The organism is Arthrobacter gandavensis (assembly GCF_039528575.1).
Lineage (GTDB): Bacteria > Actinomycetota > Actinomycetes > Actinomycetales > Micrococcaceae > Arthrobacter_B > Arthrobacter_B citreus_B.
The window spans coordinates 1-1,239 of the sequence record NZ_BAAALV010000005.1; the positions used below are offsets into that span (position 1 = coordinate 1).

The window sequence follows — 1,239 nt, forward strand, 5'->3', positions numbered from 1 at the left end:
AAGAGTTCAGGCTCCGCAACGCTGCGGAGCCTGAACTGCTTTAACACCACCCCCACCACCGGGCCCGGCTCCCACCTTCTGGGACAGCTGTGCACTCCCGGCCGCCTCAGGGGCAACAGGAGCCACGGGGACTGGGAAACCAGGGGCGCTGCGGCCCGCCATGGCCGGTGCGCCGGCCCGCTACGGCCGGCCGCCCAGCCTCGCCCCGCCAGGTCGACGGCACCCCGACGGACACCCGGAGACACCTCCGGCCGAGCCGGGGTCGCACGCCGAATCGACGAGTGGTCAAAGCAGCCCGAAAAACAGGGTAAGATATTAGAGCATCACCGCCGCAGACTGGTTCCGGAAACGGAAGAAGGACGCGGCGCGTGACCCAGGTTTTCCCGCGCAAGCGAGGACAAAGGGTTACGGCGGTCATTGCGTGGGGGAAACGCCCGGTCCCATTCCGAACCCGGAAGCTAAGACCCACAGCGCCGATGGTACTGCACCCGGGAGGGTGTGGGAGAGTAGGTCACCGCCGGACATACCGTAGAGAAAAGGATCCGTACAAAGACGTACGGGTCCTTTTCTGTTTCTTCCCGCCCTCTGGGCAGGGGCAGGCTTACCCGGGCACCGGTAGCAGGCACAGACTGTGTAAATGACGGAGAACAGCGGCTCCCTCAAACGCGGGCTCGACTCCGGGCCGGACATTGAACGCACCATGTTCTTCAGCGATGCGGTGTTCGCCATCGCCATGACGCTGCTGGCCGTGGACATCAAGGCGCCCGATGTTCCCGCCGACCAGCTGGGACAGGCCATCCTGGAACAGCGACCGGAATTCTTCGCCTACGCCCTCTCCTTCGCCGTTGCGGGAGCCTACTGGCTGAGCCACCACCGGCTGTTCCGCCTGTTGAAAGGGTTCACCGGCGGCCTGCAGCGGCTGAACCTGCTGCTGCTGTTCTTCGTGGCACTGCTGGCCTACGCCACGGACATGCTGGCGCTGCATGACGACACCAGCCTCGGCGTCGTTATTTACGCGGCGGCACTGGGGCTGATCGGGTCGGTGAACACGCTGATGTGGTCCTACTGCCGCAGGCATGGGCTTTTCCGGGACGATGTGAATCCCGGCCTGCTCCAATACGCGCGCGTCCGGGCACCGATCACACCGGCCGTCTTCCTCCTGTCGATTCCGATCGCCTTGGTCAGCCCTTCTGCGGCGGAGTACTCCTGGCTGTCCATTCTGGTCATCAGCCTGGGCTT

The 1,239-nt window shown here is 64.9% G+C and carries 1 protein-coding gene and 1 rRNA gene; both read left to right on the forward strand.

Annotated features, from left to right (window positions below):
- Positions 1-406 precede the first annotated feature (406 nt).
- Positions 407-523: ribosomal RNA gene (gene rrf / locus ABFX29_RS12250) — 5S ribosomal RNA — on the forward strand.
- Between the two features lie 114 nt (positions 524-637).
- Positions 638-1,239, forward strand: a 602-nt coding sequence (locus ABFX29_RS12255; protein WP_346038494.1) for a TMEM175 family protein, incomplete at its 3' end; no start/stop codon positions are given.